Raw genomic sequence first — 16,358 nt, 5'->3', positions numbered from 1 at the left:
GGGCTACCAGGCAGCAATCGAATGGAGTACTGCCTGGAGTATAGGAGGGCAAACCTTAAAGCTTTGTGAAAGCTACGCAAACGGTTGTGTCAGAACGTTGCCTTGACCTGCAGCCCCGCGACCAGCGCATTGCTGCGCTTGGCGCCGTAGAAAGCCCCTGGTTCGATGATGTATTGCAGGTCCGGGCGCAACAGCAGCCACGGCGTGACTTGCGCGCCGTAGTTGAGCTCCAGCAACTGCTCGCCGCTGTCCAGGCTGGCGATCATGTCCGCCTGTTCCGGGCTGCTGGCTGCCGCTTCCTGCACGTCGCGGGAGCGCGAGTTGAATACGGCGCGGCCGTAGGCAAAGGCGATGCTGTCTTTGGGGCGGCTGGCAAACGGCTTTTGTTTGACCAGGCCTACCGAGTACCAGTGGCGCATAGGCGAGGTCGCGGCATTGCTGCTGGATGCCTGGCCAAAGGCGCGCAATACGCTTTCGGGGTCTTGCTCATCACGCCAGATGGCCTGGTCGACCAGCACATAGGCGCCGGTGCGGTTGTTGGCTTTTTGCGTGCTGCCAATCTTGCGGGTATTGGAGGTGTCGTAGTACCAGCCCACTTTGTATTGGCCATTGAGCCAGGCGTTGTTGGTGAAGATCGCTTCCAGCGGCATGATCGCTCCGGTAGTGCCTTTGGTGGTCATGCTGAAGGCTTCGGAGGAGCGACTGTTGTATTCGGGGTTGACCTGGAACACGGCGGTTTGCAGGGTCAGGGCCGGGCTGACGGTGTAGCGCAGTTCGCCGCCCCAGTGGCCGGTGGGGTAGTTGGTCCAGCCGCTGCCATTGGACTGCGTCAGCGGATGCGCGCAGAAACCGGCGTTGACGAAGCTGGTCAACAGCGGCATGCCGCCAAAGTCGTTGCCCATTGGCATAAAGCCAACCTTGGTGGTCAGGTCTTCGGAAAACAGGGTGCGCTGGTAGCTGAACTCGGACAGGCGGGTGTAGTTGCCGCCGGCGTTTTCCTGGATTGGCAGGCGGTTGCCTACGAGGTCTTCGGAGGCGCTGTGACCGCGACGATCATTGACGGTGATTTGCACCAGGCCAGCATCGGCGCTACCCAGTATTTTGCTCAGGTCGAACTGGGCACCGATACGCACTTGTTGCGAGTAGCGGGTGCCGTGCTTGATCCCGCCATGCAAGTTGGAGAAGGTTTCGGAGTTGTAATCACCGGTCAGCTTGATGCCCTTGTCGATCAGCTTTTGGCGCTCGCCGCCCCAGTCGCCGGTCAGGGTCGAACGGTTCATCAGGTTGTCGGTGGTGTCGGCCAGTACGCAGGCAGGCGTCAGGGCCAGCAATGACAAGCCGCCGCACAGGCTGGTGTTCAGCAGGGCGCGGGAAGAGAAAAACATCTACAGAAGCTCCTTTATATGAAGTGTCGGCGACGGGGCGCGACACGATGCCGCACATTATGAACTATTTAGTTAATTAATTTCATATTTGGTTACACGACCTCCCTCTAATGACTAAGGGCGTTGGTAGCGGCCATCCGCTAGACTCCCGCGTTTATCCGTACCAAGGGATGTTCATGATCTGGTTTCTTGAAGGGCAATCGAGCCAACGCGATGTGATTGCAGGTGCCCGGGCGGCGCTGCCGGACACCGTGCGAATTTTCGCCTCGCACCGCCAAAATCGCCCTGAAATCACCGGATTGGCGGATGTCGCCTGGCGGGAGCCGCAAGACAATCAGGAGCGCATCGGCTGGGTGATCGAGCAGGCCCGCGCCCGGCAGATCAAGGTGGTGCTGGCCGGGCGTGTGGGTCAGGTATATGAAGCGCACCGCGCCGAGTTCGAAGCAGCCGGGTTGCAATTGATTACCGGGGCGCTGGACCTGGAAACCTTTGAGCGGGTTGACGACAAGTCGACGTTTACCCGTGAGGCCTTGGCGGCCGGGCTGGCGTGCATACCGGCGATGACGGTGAGCACCCAGGCTGAACTGGAGACGGCTTACGCCCAGTTGGCCCGCGACGGCCAGGTGTGTGTAAAACCGACGCGCGGTATTTACGGCCAGGGCTTTTGGCGTTTGGCCGATAACGTGGACCCGTTTCGCAGTTTTGCCAATGCCGACGCCCATGAAGTCAATGCGGCGGTGTTTGCCCAGGCCTACGGTCAATCGGATGCGCCCCAACCGTTGCTGGTGATGCCTTATATGCCCGGCAGCGAATGCTCGGTGGACATGGTCTGTGAGGCGGGCGAGGCCGTGGCCTATGTGGGGCGGCGCAAGCAGGGCCTGATGCAGACATTCGAGCGCGACGGTGCGGCGGTCGAACTGGCGATCAAGGCGGCGCGGCACTTCAAGTGCGACGGTATCGTCAATGTGCAGACCCGGGATGATGCCGCAGGCCAGCCGCATTTGCTGGAGATCAACCTGCGCTATTCTGGCGGTATCGGCTACACCCGCGAAGCCGGAGTCAACCTGCCGGGTATCTTTGCCGCACGCCGCCTGGGCCTGCCCGTGCCAGCCAGTACATGGCGCGAGAATGTGCAGGTCAAGGCAATCACGGTGGTGGTTCCGGTTCGCGGAGAAGAGCTGTTAAGGTGATCAGCTCTTGTTTGTCGCGGGCACAGGGGAGTCACAAGCGATGATATTGATGCCGGGCGCCAATGCGGCCCTTGAATCTGTGCGTTGTGAGATGAGCCTGACCTGCTCGCGAGCGGGCGCATTGGGTGACTATGCGGGGCTGGCGTTGCTGGCCGTGGATGGCAAGCGCCAACCCGTCGGGGAGCCTGCGCTGATACACGCCCCGCAACCCTGGCTGGCATGGCATGACACCGCCGGCCTGGCACGCTTCAGCCTGGTGCTGGAACAATTGCCTGCAGATTGTGAGCGTGTATTGCTGGTGCTCTATGTGTTCGGCGCGCTGGGTCCGTTACGTGAACTCGGCCAGTTCCGGCTCAAGGTCGGTGAGCAGATCGAGCACAGTCTGGCACTGGATGAGTTCGGTGATGGCGCAATGGTCATTGCCGAGGTGTACCGACGCAGCGATCAATGGAAAATCCGCGCACTCGCCGAAGCGTCCGCCTACGGCTTGAGCGCGTTTGCCCGACGCCTGGGGCTGGCTCTGGATGATCGTCATCCGCAACGCATGAGACCTGAGGCATCAGACGACAGCGTTGCGCGCCAAGGGGCTACAGGTACTGGTTTTGCCGTAAGCACCCAGCATATTTTGACCTGTGCCCATGTCATTGAAGGCCTCGAGCAATTGTCGATTACGTCCTTTGAGGGTCGATACAAGGCGGAGTCTGTGGTGGTCGATCGCAAGAACGACCTCGCTTTGCTGCGGGTCATTGGTGCCCCCCCTTTGAACCCGGTGACTTTTCGTGAGGGCGTGGGCTGTGAGCTGGGCGAAAGTGTCGTCACCCTGGGGTTTCCGCTCGCCGGGCTGGCAGGCGGTGGCGTGCAAGTTTCCCAAGGTGTGGTTTCGGGCCTGTTTGGCCTTCGCGACGATGCCAGCCTGATGCAGTTCACCGCACCGATTCAGCCCGGCTCCAGCGGAAGCCCGGTGTTTGACCCGCAAGGATTGGTCAGTGGCCTGGTGACCTCGAGCATGGCGGATGCGCAGAACATGAACTTTGCTGTCAAGTCGGCGCTGGTACTGGCGTTCCTTGAGGCAGCCCGTGTACCGGCCCGGCGCGGGTGCAGTGAACGTTCGTTGAGCACGCCGGAGTTGGTACGCGCTTCGCAGGCTGGACTGTGGCGGATTGACGCCAGCCATCTTCAGTAACCATTTTTTACTTGTCTTAACCCCCCGTCTCCCTAATCGTCCCCCATTTTTTCAGTATGTTCAGGTAGTAAACATCAATGAACAGCGGTAATTCCAAGACCGAACCCAAGGTATTGCATGCAAACCTCAAGCGCGGTCGTCTGGAGGTAGAGGTCAATGCATCGACCTTTGAGCCACAGGCACTTTTCGATTTTGCCGAGCGCCGAAACCCCAAGCGCGCCTTTTTATTCGTTTCCCGTGTATTGGGGCGTCATATCCCGGCACGGCCGTCACTGATGGCGGAAAGCTTCAATGCCCTGGCTGCAAAAATCCCTGCCGACCTGCCCGGTCCGGTGCTGGTTATCGGCATGGCTGAAACCGCCGTTGGCCTGGGTGCTGGCGTGCACCGTGCGCTCAGCCAGACCCGTGATGACAGCCTGTACCTGTGCAGCAGCCGCCACCCTACGGGCAGTGAACTGTTTGCCCGTTTTGAAGAAGAGCACAGTCACGCCAGCTCGCATCTGCTGCATTTGCCGCAAGACGCACACACCCGCGAGATGATGCTCAACGCCCGCTCGCTGGTGCTGGTGGACGATGAAGCCTCTACCGGCAATACCTTTATCAATCTGTCCCGGGCGCTGGCCGAAGCAGGGCTCAACTCGGTCGAGCGTATTGTCACCACGACCCTGACCGACTGGTCCCGGGACGCTGTGCGCAAGGCCATGGGCGATCATGTCAGCAGCGTCTCTTTGCTCGATGGTCGCTACACGTTCGACGAAGATACCACCGCAGAGCTCCCTCAAATGCCCGAAGTGGGCAGCGTGGCCCAGGGCGATTGGGCACTTGATGCCAGCCGTGACTGGGGGCGCATGGGCGTTCGCGAACACCTTGATACCCTGGCGCCCGATCTGCAGGTCGCCCCAGGTGAACGGGTCTTGGTGGTCGGCACCAGCGAATTTGTCTGGCGCCCGTTTCTGCTGGCCGAGCGCCTTGAGCGGGCGGGCGCCGACGTGCGCTTCAGCTCCACCAGCCGCTCGCCCATTGCCTTGGGCCATTGCATCGATCATGCATTGTCGTTCTCGGATAACTATGGCCTGGGTATCCCCAACTTTCTTTATAACGTCGCCCCCGGCCAGTTCGACCGGGTGCTGATCTGCAGCGAAACCCCGGCAGCTGCGGTCGATCCGGCGCTGGTTAGCGCGTTGAATGCGCAGGTAATCGTTGATGAGCAGTAATCGTCCTCTGGTGTTCGTTGATCTGGACGACACCCTGTTTCAAACCGCCCGCAAAATGGGTGATGAGCCACGCTTTGCCGCCACCCTGGATGTGGACGGCCAGCCCAACGGCTTTATGAGCGCAACACAAAAGAGCTTTGTGGAATGGCTGCTGGCCACCAGCGATGTCGTCCCCGTAACTGCGCGCAGCATCGAGGCCTATCAACGTGTGCAATTGCCGTTCGTCCACGGCGCGGTGTGTGCCCACGGCGGCGTGATTCTCAAGCCTGACGGCTCGCTGGACCCGGTCTGGCATGCGCGCATGTGCGACGAACTGGCCCTTGAGCAAACCCGGTTGCATCAACTGAGCGAGCAAACCCTGGCCATTGGTGCCGAACTTGGCTTTTCGTTGCGTGGCTGGGTGGTTGAAGAGCAGGGCCTGGCCAATTACGTGGTCACCAAGCACAACAACGAAACCGACGAAGCGCTGCTCGTCGTATTGGCCGAGGTCAAGGCGCGCGGGTTGCTCGATGGCCTGTATGTACACGGCAATGGCAACAACCTGGCGTTTCTGCCCATCACCCTGCAAAAGCGTGAAGCGGTACGTGAGTGGATCCGCCGCGATCAGGCGATCAACGGCAAGCGCCCGTTGCTGGGCTTCGGTGACAGTGTGTCGGACCTGGGCTTTATGGCCGAGTGCGACTGGTGGGGCACGCCCAAACGCGGGCAGTTGGCCGCTCATGTGCTGGCGAGCGTCGACCATGAGTAATGCTTTCGTAGGCCTGGAAACCGTCGGCAGTGGCAGCTATGACGCCGATGACGTGCACTTTTTACTGCGCGCCCTACAGATTGAAGTCACCGACGTGCAGGAAAAAGAGCGGCTGATCCAGACCCGGCAACGCCATTACTCCGAGATGATCAGCCAGGAACATGCGCCGTCCGACACCCATAAAAGCCTTTACCAGCGTGCCCTGACGCAAAATGGCGCGCGCATGGCGGCCGATGTGCAGGCGCTGGCGCTGGCCTTGAATGAGCGCTACAACGGCCCCTCGATTGCGCTGGTGTCCTTTGTGCGCGCCGGTTTACCGCTGGGTGTACTGCTGCGCCGGGCGCTGCTTGATCTGGGGCGCGAGGCTGCGCATTACGGCATCAGCATTATTCGTGACCGTGGAATCGACAACGTCGCACTCGAAGCTATCATCAAGAGCCACGGTGCCGAAAACATCGTGTTTGTCGATGGCTGGACCGGCAAGGGCGCGATCAGCGGCCAGATCCGCGACAGCCTGGCGGGAGACTCGCGTTTCCCGGCAGACCCACGCCTGGTGGTGTTGGCGGACCCTTGTGGCCGCGCCTGGCTGGCGGCGTCCGCTGAAGACTGGCTGATCCCCTCGGGCATTCTGGGGGCTACGGTTTCCGGGCTGGTTTCTCGTTCCATCTGGCCGCAAACCCCGGGCCTGCATGGTTGCGTGGTGTATGACCATTTGGCGGAACACGACGTGACCATGAGTTTTATCCACAGCATCGAAACCGAGCGGGCACAGCTTGCCCCGTTGGCCGCTGCGCAACCCTGGACACTGGAGCAGGCCGCAGCCTTGCAACACTCGGCGGTAGCCGCGGTCGAACGTATCTCGACGCGGTTTGCGGTGACCAACCCCAACCGGGTCAAACCGGGGATCGCCGAGGCCACCCGCGCCGTGATGCGCCGGGTACCGGACCACGTGCTGGTGCGCAACCTTGACGATCAGGACGTGCAACTGCTGTTGCACCTGACGCGCCAGGCCAATATCGAGGTCCAGGAAGTCGGTGATGAACTGGGGCCGTATCGCGCTGTGACCGTAATCAGGAGTGTTCGCTGATGATCAAGCATTCAGCCTATGCCTTGGGCGCCACACTTTATATGCCGGCCACCCGTTCCGATATTCTGGATGTGGTGCTGGGCGAGAAGATCCAGGGTTTACGCTCGCTGGTGGTGTGCCTGGAAGACGCCGTGGCCGAAATCGACGTGCAGCAGGGGCTGAACAACCTCAAGAATCTGCTGCTGGGCATCGAAGCCGGTGGTGGCCGCCCGTCGGCGGGGCCGATCCTGTTTGTGCGCCCGCGTGATGCGGCAATGGCAGCGGTGCTTAATGATTGGTCGCTGATGCGCCATGTCGACGGTTTTGTGGTGCCCAAACTCAGCCTGGGCAATATCCGCGAGTGGCAGCAGGCGGTGACCCGCGACGACCTGATGCTGATGCCCACTCTGGAAACCCCGGAAGTCTTTGTGCCCAATGCCATGGTAGAGCTGCGCAGCGCCATGCTGGAGCTGTTGCCTGAGCGCATTATTGCCCTGCGCATCGGTGGCAACGACCTGATGGGCTGCCTGGGTTTGCGTCGTCCACAAACCATGACCCTGTACAGCACGCCCATGAGCTATGTGATTCCCATGTTGTGCGGGATCATGGGCTCGGCAGGTTTTGCCCTGACCGCACCGGTGTTCGAGCAGCTCAATACGCCACACGTGCTGGATCAGGAACTGGCGCTGGATATGGCTCACGGGCTTGTAGGGAAAACTGCGATTCACCCGTCACAAATTGCAGTTATCCACAGGGCGTTGCAAGTCAGCCTTGAAGATCTCAACAGCGCACGCCAAATATTGAGTGAGGCGGCGCCTGCGGTGTTCAAGTTCAACGACGCCATGTGCGAGCCTGCGACCCATTACAAATGGGCGCAAACAATTATTGAACGGGCACATTGGCAAGGGGTTCGCCCTGAAGTCGCCTGCCCGACAGACACTTTTGGAGGCAGCCTGAGATTGGCTGAATTAGTGGGTTGAACGACGTTTTGAATACATCGGACAAAGGCAACAAGCAGGTTCTGTCAGCGTTCGACTTCGATGGCACACTGACCTATCACGACAGCTTTGTGCCGTTTTTGCGCTTTGCCTTTGGCAATCGCCTGTTCGCGATGCGCCTGTTGCGGATGATTCCGGCCACGGCGTGCTACCTGCTGGGCAGGATTTCTCGCAATGATTTGAAAGAGAAACTGATCGCGGTCTACCTGACCGGCGCCAAAGAGGCCTGGGTAAAGGAGCGCGCTGAAGCATTTTGTGACGTTTCCTGGCAGCGTCTGATGCGGCCTTTGGGCTTAACATCCGTCGCCAACCAGATTGAGCAGGGCGCCAAGGTAACAATTTGCTCGGCGTCCCCTGAACTGGTGCTCACACCTTTTGCCAAAAAACTCGGTATCGGCTTGATCGGTACACGGCTGGCCTCAGTCGATGGCGTGCTGACCGGGGATATCGAGGGCACCAACTGTCGCTGTGAACAAAAAGTCATTCGGCTGGAGGCGCAATACGGGCCTCTGGACCAATACACACTGCGTGCCTGGGGTGACACCCGGGGCGATGAACAGATGCTCGGAGCCGCTCAAGAGCCGCATTGGCGTGAATTTCACGCACTGTGGCGTCGCAAGCGGCCACTTGACGTGTGCTTGCGCGAGGAGCTGTAAGCCAGGCGCAAGCAAAGCATGTCAATAATCAGTAATTACCTATCGTGCTTCAGTGCAGACAAGGAGACGTTTCATGGCCATTTCGCTGTCCAAGAATCAAACCATCTCTCTCGAGAAAGAAGCGGGAGCCGGTCTCAAGAAAATTCGCATGGGCCTGGGCTGGGATCCGGTCAAGCCCAGCGGTTTTTTCGCCAAGCTGCTGAGCAGTGATACCGCCATCGACCTGGATGCTTCGTGCATCCTGCTCGACAGTGCCAAACAACCGCTGGACCTGGTGTGGTTTCGCCAGCTCAAGTCCAAAGACGGCTCCATCGTGCACTCCGGCGACAACCGCACGGGTGAGGGCGATGGCGACGACGAGTCGATCCAGGTCAACCTGGAGCAGCTGCCAGCCGGGGTCAAACACCTGGTGTTTACCGTGAACTCGTTTACCGGGCAAAATTTCGAAGCGGTAGAAAACGCCTACTGCCGTATCGTTGACGAGCTGACCGGCAAAGAGCTGGCGCGCTTCAACCTGTCGGACAAGGGCCGTCACACCGGCGTGGTCATGGCATACATCAGCCGCACATCGGCGGGCTGGGACCTGACCGCCATCGGCACCGTGGCCAATGGCCGTACCGCCCAGGATCTGGCCACTGACGCAGCCCAGGCGGTGCGCTCATGACCACATTGACCCCGGGCGCCAACACCGGCGTTGCCAGCGGTACCCTGAGCGTCACCGTCAGCTATACCCCGGTAACCGGCGCGGACCTGGACGTTTCTGCGTTTTTGCTCAATGAGTCGGGCAAGGTGCGTGGCGACAACGACATGTGCTTCTTCGGCCAGCAAAGCGTCAACAATGGCGCGGTCAAGCTGGTGGAATCGGCTGCAGGTCGCAGTGTGTTCAGCGTCAATCTGGACGCCATTGATCAGGCCATCGAAAAAGTCGCCCTCACCGCAACCATCTATGAGAACAAGGCCCGTTTCGACGCCTTCCCGCAGTTGACCGTAACGGTGAGCGGCGGCATCGAAGCACCGATTCCGACCCAGGGCATGCAGGAAACCGCGTTGATCCTTGGCGAGTTCTATCGCCGTCAGGGCGTGTGGAAGTTCCGCTGCGTAGCACAGGGCTTTGCCGGTGGCCTTGCGCCCTTGGCCGAGCACTTTGGGGTTGATATTGCGGCTCCTGCTCCTGCTCCTGCTCCGGCAGCAGCGCCGACGCCACCTCCAGCGCCTCCAGCACCAGCACCGGCACCGGCAGCGAAAATCAATCTGTCGAAGATCACCCTGGACAAGCAGCGTCCGTCCATCAGCCTTGAGAAAAAGGACGGTGACTTCGGCGAGATCAAGATCAACCTCAACTGGAACCGTACCAACCCCAACGCCGGGGGCGGCGGCTTCTTTGCTTCGCTGCGCGGCAAGTCGGGCGGGATCGACCTGGACGTGGGCTGCCTGTACGAAATGGAGAACGGCCGCAAAGGCGCGGTACAGGCCCTGGGCAATGCCTTCGGTGATTTCCGTGACGAGCCGTTTATCCAGTTGATGGGCGACGACCGCACCGGCTCGGTAAGTGACGGCGAGTGGTTGCGCATCAATGGCAAGGAGTGGCGCAAGATGCGTCGCGTGCTGGTTTACGCGTTCATCTACGAAGGTGCCCCGAACTGGCAGGCGACTGACGGTGTCATCACCTTGTACATCCCGGGTGAGCCGCCGATAGAAGTGCGCCTGAGCGAAGAGGGCGGGACCAAAGGCATGTGCGCCATTGCTTTGCTCGAAAACGTCGGTGGCAGTGTGAAGGTCAACCGTCGGGTTGAATTCTTCAAGGGCCACTCTGACATGGATAAAGCGTTTGGTTGGGGTATGCGCTGGGCTGCCGGCTCCAAATGAGCGCTCTGTAAGTGGCCGCCTGATGAAACAGGCGCCGTACCTGCAATTTCTGACAAGGTGACTCCAATGCTCGAATGGCTCAAAACCAACGCAAGCGCCGCCCGTGACAAGCTCTCGGCGGAAGTCAGCAAATTCAAGAACCGTGAGTTTATGGAAGCCGTGGTTTCCGGTTGCGCACTGGTGGCCGCTGCCGATGGCAATATCAGCAGTGACGAAAAACAGAAAATGGTCGGATTTATTCAAAACTCCAATGAGTTGAAGGTCTTTGACGTCAAGGACGTGATCAAAGCTTTCAACGCCGTGTGTGAAAAGTTTGAATTTGACCAGCAGATCGGTCGCGCTGAAGCGCTGAAATCTATCGGTCAGCTACGTAAAAAAGAAGATGCCGCCCGCCTGCTGGTGCGTGTTTGCTGCGCAATCGGTAGCGCCGACGGCAACTTCGATGAAAGTGAGCGGGCTGCCTGCCGCACTATCTGCAATGAGCTGGGGCTGAACCCTGGCGATTTTGATCTCTGAGGACATCATGGAAAACACGGCAATTGGCTTTCCGCCAACTACCATCGCTGTATTTGTGGCTCTGGCGGTCATTGCTCTGGCAATCGACCTGTTTACCCACAAAAGCGATAAACCGGTCTCGCTGACCAACGCCGCCGTCTGGTCGGTGTTCTGGGTGGTGATCTCGCTCATGTTTGCGGGCTACCTGTATGTGGCCCACGGCCCAAGTGTGGCCAGCCTGTTCGTTACCGGTTATGCGCTGGAGAAAGTACTCAGCGTCGACAACCTGTTCGTGTTCATGGCGATCTTTGCCTGGTTCAAGATCCCGGACGCATTGCGTCACCGGGTTCTGTACTGGGGCATCATCGGCGCCATTGTGTTCCGCCTGATTTTCGTGGCGATCGGTACTGGCCTGCTGGCGTTTGGCCCTTGGGTCGAAGTGCTGTTTGCCGTGGTCGTGGCCTGGACCGCAGTGATGATGTTGCGCAGCAAGGAAGAGGATGAGGAGGAGGATTACTCCAAGCACATCGCCTACCGTTTTGCGAAAAAACTGTTCCCGGTCTGGCCGAAGCTGCACGGGCATAATTTCTTTGTTTCACGCAAAGAGCTTGAAAAAGAGATCACGAAGCCGCAGAACAAGGGAATGACTCTTGTAGGCAAGGGCGCTCTTTTTGCTACCCCACTGTTTTTGTGTGTGGTGGTGGTTGAGGTTTCAGACATTCTGTTTGCCTTCGACTCCGTACCGGCAGTGATTGCCGTGAGCCGTGAACCCTTGATCGTGTACTCGGCCATGATGTTCGCCATTCTGGGTCTGCGGACCATGTACTTCGTTCTCGAAGCACTGAAACGCTACCTGGTGCACCTGGAAAAAGCGGTTATCGCCCTGCTGTTCTTTATCGCCGGCAAGCTGGCCCTGAACGCAACCGATCACCTGTTTGGCCATGGTTATGAAATTGATCCAAACACCAGTCTGATTGTGGTGTTGGTGGTCTTGGCTATCGGTATCGTGGCCAGCATCATCTTTCCCGGTAAGGAAGAAGAGCAATCCGACGTTAACAACGACACGAAAGCTTGATCGCACATTACTAAGGAGAATTACACATGGCACTTTCCCTTTCCAAAGGCGGCAACCTGTCTCTGTCCAAAGAAGCCCCCGGGATGACCAAAGTCCTCGTGGGTCTGGGCTGGGATGCTCGCTCCACCGATGGTCAAGACTTCGACCTGGATGCGAGCGCTTTCTTGCTCAAGGCTGACGGTAAAGTACGCGCTGACTCCGATTTCATTTTTTACAACCAGCTCAAAAGCGTGGACGGCTCGGTTGAACACACGGGCGACAACCGTACCGGTGAAGGCGACGGTGATGACGAGGCGATCAAGGTCGACCTGTCCAAAGTACCCGCTGACATCGACCGGATCGCGTTTACCGTGACCATTCACGAAGCTGACGCTCGCCGTCAAAACTTCGGTCAGGTGCGCAATGCTTTCATCCGCATTGTGAACCAGGACAACAACAGTGAAGTGGCGCGTTATGACCTGGCAGAAGACGCCAGCACCGAAACCGCGATGATCTTTGCCGAGCTGTATCGCAATGGCGCCGAGTGGAAGTTCCGCGCTGTGGGCCAGGGCTTTGCTGGCGGTCTCAAGCCATTGGCGGAAAGCTACGGCCTGAAGTTTTAATCTGCACCCCATCAACTTTTCATATAAGGGTTCACGAACATGGCAGTAAGTCTGAGTAAAGGCGGCAACGTCTCCCTGACCAAAGAAGCACCTGGCCTGACCGAAGTGGTTGTAGGCCTGGGTTGGGACCCACGGGTTACTGACGGTCAGGAGTTCGACCTGGACGCCTCGGTGTTTATCGTTGGTGAGAACGGCAAAGTGCTGAACGACGGCAGCTTTGTGTTCTACAACAACAAGACTTCGCCCGACGGCAACGTTGTGCACCAGGGCGACAACCGCTCGGGCGCCGGCGACGGTGATGATGAGCAAGTAAACGTCAACCTGTCGGGTCTGTCGCAAGAAGCCAAAAAACTGGCTTTCGCGGTGACCATTCACGAAGCGGATGGCCGCAAGCAAAACTTCGGTCAGGTATCCAACGCTTACATTCGCGTTCTGAACAAGGCTGACGGCAAGGAGCTGGCACGTTTTGACCTGAGCGAAGACGCTTCGACCGAAACCGCGATGGTTTTCGGCGAGCTGTATCGCAATGGCGAAGAGTGGAAGTTCAAGGCAATTGGTCAGGGCTTTGCCGGTGGCCTGGCGCCATTGGCTTCGAACTTTGGCGTTAACCTGGGCTAACCCCCAGCGTTAAACGAAAGGCCCTCCCCGGTATCGGGGAGGGCCTTTTTTTTGTGTATAAACACCTGTAGCAGCTGCCGAGGAACGAAGGCTGCGTTCGGCGGCGAAGCCGTCGTGAAATCAGACACTTCGCTGCATCAGATAGATTGAACGCTCAGGTTTTACGAGGTCTTCGCCCTCGAACGCAGCCTTCGTTCCTCGGCAGCTGCTACAAGTATTCCACGCACCGCTTGATCAAAACCGCATCTGCCACTGCCCCATCAGCCCGTGGTTGCGGCTGTTGCTGCCGATATCGCCGGTATAGCCCACCCCCAGGGTCTGCCTGGCAGAGACGCCAAGATCCAGCCCGGCCTCCAGCACCAGCGAGTTGCGATCCAGCGCACTGCCTTCGACATCAAAGGCCGATCCGCCCAGCACAAAGGCCTGGGTAGTTGAGCTGCCGACATCACCATAGAGGTGTTTCCAGCCAGCGCTCAGGCGGGGTGTGATGCTCATGCCGTTTTCGAGCTGGTTCAGATGCGCCAGCCGTACACCCAGGGTGCTACTGAAGTTGTCCTGGGTTTGCCGGTCAACCTGCAACGCCGCGGCACCGCCTTTTTCGGTGTAGCTGTTACGTTGATAACGCTGATAACCCAGGTTGGCATACGGCTCGGCACTCAGACGACCGCTGCCCAGGGCGTAGCCCAGTTCGGCAAAAACCTGCTGGCTGCTGGCGTGGTAGTCCCCCTTGGGCTGATCGCTGAAGCCGTTGAATATCACGTTGCGTTTGCTGTCGCCGTTATGGCCGCTATACGCCGCCCCCAGGCGCAGGGCCAGCGCACCGCTCTGGTGAATGGCATAGGCGCCCGCGTGCCAGCTGTTGACCCTGCCCTCCATGCCGGTGCTGTCCACGTCGGTTTTTGAGTAGCCGCCCAGTACACCCATGCGCCAGTCCGGGGTTAGCGCCCAGTCGGCACCCAGTACACCGCCTTTGGTACGTTGGGTCAGGTCGCTGTTGCCGTGGATTGCGTCCAGCCGGCCATAGCTGCCCAGGCCCTGCAGCCAGAGCCTGCCCCGGGCATTCGGGTCGTTGAGGTTGCGCACGCCCGGCACCAGGCCCGTGGCGGCCAGGGCAGGGGCATCACTGGCGGCACTGGCAACCTGTAGGCCACCGCCTGCGCCCAACGACTGCATGGCCGCCAGCATGCTGCTGCCCACCTGCAAAGAGGCGCCCAGTGTGGCGCTGCCCAGGCTCGCATTGCTGCTGGCGGATAGCTGCTCGATGGCGGCGCCCGCCGTCTGTGCCGAGGTGTTGAGCAGGGCGTTATACAGCGCGTTGCCTGCCTTTAGCTGGCTCAGGCCGATGGCCGCACTGTGGCCGTTGGCGCTGCTGGCATAATCGGTAAATGCTACGTCATTGCGCGCATAGGTCAGCTCGACGCTGGTGGGGGTGTAGTTGAGGGTCGGGGTGAGGAAGGCGTAATCGCTGGTGACTTTGCCAAAGGTGCCGTCGATGGCCGCTGCGTTCAGCACCCTGTACTGGCTTAGCCACGGATAGGTACCGCTACCGGCATTGATGGCCAGGGTCGAGCCATTGAGGTGGACGGTGCCGCCAACCTGCACCGGTGCGCTGCTGCCATCGGCATTGACGCCATAGGCCAGGGTCGCGCCGCTGCTCAGGGTCAAGTCATGGCTGATGGTGGCGCTGCCCAGCTGCGTGTCGGTTTGCAGCGTGCCGTTGACCTGCAGGTTGCCGACGCTGCCACCACCGGCATACATGCCACCTTCATCGACAGTGATAGCGCCGCTGATGGCTCCCAGGTTGACCAGGCGGGCGCCGCTGAACACCTCGCCGCCGTCACTGAAGTCGTTGTGGCTGGTGAGGATCCAGCTGCCGGACTTCACATCCAGCCATTCAACGTTCTGGCTATTGCCGAAGCGGCCACCGGCCGGGTCATCCAATGTCACCCGGTCGTAGCCGCTACCGCCGTCCACCAGGCCGTCGAAGCGGCTGGCGCTGCCCAGGGTCAGGTGGTCATCGCCGCCGCCGAGGTCCAGGGCCAGACCATTGCTGCCACTGATCAGACCCTTGTTGCTGACCACATCATCGAACTCTCCCACAAATCTGACGGCAAAACCGTCCAGCCCTTTGATTGTGCCGTTATTGATCAGTCGGGTGGTCGCGACCCCGGGGCCATCGCTGCCGTCATCCACCAGCACCGCATTGTTGGCGCCACTGATGAGTGCACCTGCGGCGTTGTAGAGATAACCCCCGCCAAGGGCGATACCTTCGCTGCCATTGGCAAAGCCGTTTTTATCGACGCCACCGGCGCCGGTGCCCTGAATCACCCCATAGTTTTCGATATGGGCGATCAGGTCGATATCCACGCCATCGCCGTCACCGTTGGGCTTGAGCCCGGAGTAGGCGCCGGTGATGGTGCCGTAATTGATCACGGTGCCGTTGCCGTCCGAACCAAAGCCCGAACCGTTGCGCCCGGTGACTTCGCCGTAGTTGACCAGGGTTGCGCCCAGATCGGTGGTCATGCCGTGGCGACCACCTGAAAGGGTGCCGTGGTTGGTCACGGTCACGCCGGTTGCCGAGTCAATATCGATGCCGTCGAATTTGTTGTCGTCGGTCAGGGCATCACCCGATGAAATCTCGCCGTAGTTGAGGATTGTGGCGTTGGAACCGGTTTTCATGCCGTCACTGAATTCGCCGCGGATCAGCCCACCCTCGCGGTTGATAAGGGTGGTCTGGACACCTTCGCTGCGCAGCGAGTCGAGGTCGATGGCCTGGCCACTGCCGGTCGAGCGCACAGTGCCACTGTTGTCGATCAACACACTGCCACTGGTGAAATTGGTGTCGATTCGCAAAGCATCTTTACTGCCCTGAATCGTCGCGCCGCTGCGATTGATAATGCTGTAGTTGCGTTCACCACGGGTACTGCCGCTGGTATCGATGGCTCGCCCGCCTGTCGAGATCAAGCTGCCGGCGTTGTCGATGACGACACCTGAGCCGCGGGTGTCGTCTTTCAGAGTGACCGCCACCTTGGTGGTGGTCAGGCTGCCGCTGGGCGTCAACGTCAGGGTGTCGTTGCCATTGAGGGTCAGGCTGTCGGTGCTGGCGGTGCTGAGGAGGGCCGCTTTGGCAAACGCCACAGGGGATAAACAGCTGGTACTCAGCAGTGCAAGGGTGAGCGCAAGACGCTGGGGTGAGGCGGGCATGACGAACGACCTTTTTTGTAATAATAAGGTCGTCATGTATAGCGAACAGGTTTTACAA

At 59.6% G+C, this 16,358-nt stretch carries 15 protein-coding genes; 13 read left to right on the top strand and 2 right to left on the bottom strand.

All coding sequences use genetic code 11. The features are described 5' to 3' along the window. Positions 1-89: 89 nt before the first annotated feature. Complete coding sequence (locus V6L81_RS23510; RefSeq protein WP_095024395.1) at positions 90-1,385, bottom strand: carbohydrate porin; 1,296 nt, start codon at positions 1,383-1,385, stop codon at positions 90-92. Between the two features lie 176 nt (positions 1,386-1,561). Here V6L81_RS23510 and V6L81_RS23505 point away from each other — a divergent pair, with 176 nt between their 5' ends. The 13 genes from V6L81_RS23505 to V6L81_RS23445 all read left to right on the top strand — a co-directional run bounded on the left by V6L81_RS23505 (position 1,562) and on the right by V6L81_RS23445 (position 13,096). After that, on the top strand, positions 1,562-2,575 hold the full coding sequence (locus tag V6L81_RS23505) for an ATP-grasp domain-containing protein (protein WP_271351335.1): 1,014 nt from the start codon (positions 1,562-1,564) through the stop codon (positions 2,573-2,575). 40 nt (positions 2,576-2,615) lie between these two features. Continuing rightward, the gene (locus tag V6L81_RS23500; RefSeq protein ID WP_138738824.1) at positions 2,616-3,758 is read left to right on the top strand and encodes a trypsin-like peptidase domain-containing protein; all 1,143 of its coding nucleotides are present in this window, start codon (positions 2,616-2,618) and stop codon (positions 3,756-3,758) included. 77 nt (positions 3,759-3,835) lie between these two features. Next, the gene (locus V6L81_RS23495; RefSeq protein ID WP_338660382.1) at positions 3,836-4,972 is read left to right on the top strand and encodes a phosphoribosyltransferase domain-containing protein; all 1,137 of its coding nucleotides are present in this window, start codon (positions 3,836-3,838) and stop codon (positions 4,970-4,972) included. Then, entirely contained in the window at positions 4,962-5,720 is a 759-nt protein-coding gene (locus V6L81_RS23490; protein WP_095018724.1) for a trehalose phosphatase, read from the top strand. The genes V6L81_RS23495 and V6L81_RS23490 overlap by 11 nt, the downstream gene beginning before the upstream one ends. Beyond that, positions 5,713-6,807, top strand: coding sequence for a cysteine protease StiP family protein (locus V6L81_RS23485; protein ID WP_338660381.1), 1,095 nt, complete (start codon positions 5,713-5,715; stop codon positions 6,805-6,807). Before V6L81_RS23490 ends, V6L81_RS23485 begins: the two co-directional genes overlap by 8 nt. Continuing rightward, the gene (locus V6L81_RS23480) at positions 6,807-7,766 is read left to right on the top strand and encodes an HpcH/HpaI aldolase/citrate lyase family protein (RefSeq protein ID WP_338660380.1); all 960 of its coding nucleotides are present in this window, start codon (positions 6,807-6,809) and stop codon (positions 7,764-7,766) included. Before V6L81_RS23485 ends, V6L81_RS23480 begins: the two co-directional genes overlap by 1 nt. Further along, complete coding sequence (locus V6L81_RS23475; protein WP_095018727.1) at positions 7,763-8,440, top strand: HAD family hydrolase; 678 nt, start codon at positions 7,763-7,765, stop codon at positions 8,438-8,440. The genes V6L81_RS23480 and V6L81_RS23475 overlap by 4 nt, the downstream gene beginning before the upstream one ends. Positions 8,441-8,513: 73 nt before the next feature. Then, on the top strand, positions 8,514-9,104 hold the full coding sequence (locus tag V6L81_RS23470; protein WP_095002486.1) for a TerD family protein: 591 nt from the start codon (positions 8,514-8,516) through the stop codon (positions 9,102-9,104). Then, on the top strand, positions 9,101-10,306 hold the full coding sequence (locus V6L81_RS23465) for a TerD family protein (RefSeq protein ID WP_133144346.1): 1,206 nt from the start codon (positions 9,101-9,103) through the stop codon (positions 10,304-10,306). Before V6L81_RS23470 ends, V6L81_RS23465 begins: the two co-directional genes overlap by 4 nt. A 66-nt stretch (positions 10,307-10,372) precedes the next feature. Beyond that, positions 10,373-10,822 carry a tellurite resistance TerB family protein gene (locus V6L81_RS23460; protein ID WP_095002488.1) on the top strand — a complete coding sequence of 150 codons (450 nt, stop codon included), beginning with the start codon at positions 10,373-10,375 and terminating at the stop codon, positions 10,820-10,822. Between the two features lie 7 nt (positions 10,823-10,829). Further along, positions 10,830-11,876, top strand: a complete 1,047-nt coding sequence (locus V6L81_RS23455) for a TerC/Alx family metal homeostasis membrane protein (protein ID WP_095002489.1) — start codon at positions 10,830-10,832, stop codon at positions 11,874-11,876. Positions 11,877-11,902: 26 nt separating this feature from the next. Continuing rightward, complete coding sequence (locus V6L81_RS23450; RefSeq protein WP_016783512.1) at positions 11,903-12,478, top strand: TerD family protein; 576 nt, start codon at positions 11,903-11,905, stop codon at positions 12,476-12,478. A gap of 39 nt (positions 12,479-12,517) precedes the next feature. Continuing rightward, complete coding sequence (locus V6L81_RS23445) at positions 12,518-13,096, top strand: TerD family protein (protein WP_095002490.1); 579 nt, start codon at positions 12,518-12,520, stop codon at positions 13,094-13,096. A gap of 234 nt (positions 13,097-13,330) precedes the next feature. On the opposite strand, the gene V6L81_RS23440 is transcribed toward V6L81_RS23445, so the two are convergent. Next, positions 13,331-16,300 (bottom strand): autotransporter domain-containing protein, encoded by a 2,970-nt coding sequence (locus V6L81_RS23440; protein ID WP_338660379.1) that lies wholly within the window; start codon positions 16,298-16,300, stop codon positions 13,331-13,333. Between the last annotated feature and the right edge of the window lie 58 nt (positions 16,301-16,358).

Origin of the sequence: Pseudomonas bubulae (genome assembly GCF_037023725.1) — a bacterium.
GTDB lineage: Bacteria > Pseudomonadota > Gammaproteobacteria > Pseudomonadales > Pseudomonadaceae > Aquipseudomonas > Aquipseudomonas bubulae.
This window is presented reverse-complemented; position numbering and strand designations above follow the sequence as displayed.

What these genes read in the sequence shown, in the direction of transcription:
- V6L81_RS23455 (WP_095002489.1), top strand. Translation starts at nt 10,830, where the DNA reads ATGGAAAACACGGCAATTGGCTTTCCGCCAACTACCATCGCTGTATTT.
- V6L81_RS23510 (WP_095024395.1), bottom strand. Translation starts at nt 1,385, where the DNA reads ATGTTTTTCTCTTCCCGCGCCCTGCTGAACACCAGCCTGTGCGGCGGC.
- V6L81_RS23495 (WP_338660382.1), top strand. Translation starts at nt 3,836, where the DNA reads ATGAACAGCGGTAATTCCAAGACCGAACCCAAGGTATTGCATGCAAAC.
- V6L81_RS23460 (WP_095002488.1), top strand. Translation starts at nt 10,373, where the DNA reads ATGCTCGAATGGCTCAAAACCAACGCAAGCGCCGCCCGTGACAAGCTC.
- V6L81_RS23445 (WP_095002490.1), top strand. Translation starts at nt 12,518, where the DNA reads ATGGCAGTAAGTCTGAGTAAAGGCGGCAACGTCTCCCTGACCAAAGAA.
- V6L81_RS23465 (WP_133144346.1), top strand. Translation starts at nt 9,101, where the DNA reads ATGACCACATTGACCCCGGGCGCCAACACCGGCGTTGCCAGCGGTACC.
- V6L81_RS23470 (WP_095002486.1), top strand. Translation starts at nt 8,514, where the DNA reads ATGGCCATTTCGCTGTCCAAGAATCAAACCATCTCTCTCGAGAAAGAA.
- V6L81_RS23490 (WP_095018724.1), top strand. Translation starts at nt 4,962, where the DNA reads ATGAGCAGTAATCGTCCTCTGGTGTTCGTTGATCTGGACGACACCCTG.
- V6L81_RS23480 (WP_338660380.1), top strand. Translation starts at nt 6,807, where the DNA reads ATGATCAAGCATTCAGCCTATGCCTTGGGCGCCACACTTTATATGCCG.
- V6L81_RS23485 (WP_338660381.1), top strand. Translation starts at nt 5,713, where the DNA reads ATGAGTAATGCTTTCGTAGGCCTGGAAACCGTCGGCAGTGGCAGCTAT.
- V6L81_RS23500 (WP_138738824.1), top strand. Translation starts at nt 2,616, where the DNA reads ATGATATTGATGCCGGGCGCCAATGCGGCCCTTGAATCTGTGCGTTGT.
- V6L81_RS23450 (WP_016783512.1), top strand. Translation starts at nt 11,903, where the DNA reads ATGGCACTTTCCCTTTCCAAAGGCGGCAACCTGTCTCTGTCCAAAGAA.
- V6L81_RS23505 (WP_271351335.1), top strand. Translation starts at nt 1,562, where the DNA reads ATGATCTGGTTTCTTGAAGGGCAATCGAGCCAACGCGATGTGATTGCA.
- V6L81_RS23440 (WP_338660379.1), bottom strand. Translation starts at nt 16,300, where the DNA reads ATGCCCGCCTCACCCCAGCGTCTTGCGCTCACCCTTGCACTGCTGAGT.